The organism is Pseudoalteromonas sp. SR43-2, assembly GCF_014163885.1.
In the GTDB taxonomy this organism is placed as follows: domain Bacteria; phylum Pseudomonadota; class Gammaproteobacteria; order Enterobacterales; family Alteromonadaceae; genus Pseudoalteromonas; species Pseudoalteromonas distincta.
Genome location: NZ_JACJED010000054.1, coordinates 1 through 342 on the forward strand (window position 1 = coordinate 1; position 342 = coordinate 342).

Below are 342 nucleotides of genomic sequence, written 5' to 3' on the forward strand. Positions count from 1 at the left end.
GCACTGGCAGAAGGGCCGTACACGATCACCGCCAACATCAGCGATGTGGCAGGAAACAGCACCGATATTACCGGCAACGGCACCATTGATACCACAGCACCAAGTGTGAGTGTAGATGCGCCATTATTAACAAATGACAGCACGCCAACTGTGACAGGCACCAGTGATGCACCTAACAGCACCATCACGGTGACGTTTACAGATGCAGCAAATGCTACTCAAAGCATTGATGTACAAACCGATGCCAATGGTAACTGGAGTGCGGCACCAACAGGCACATTAGCCGAAGGGAATTATAGCGTTAGCGCCAGCATCACCGATGCCGCAGGCAACACAGGTACA

Annotated in this window: 1 protein-coding gene; it reads left to right on the plus strand. The window is 52.0% G+C overall.

The genetic code is table 11. From position 1 onward, the window contains the following. On the plus strand, window positions 1-342 hold a 342-nt coding region (locus H5120_RS20065; protein WP_182675888.1), incomplete at both ends, for an Ig-like domain-containing protein.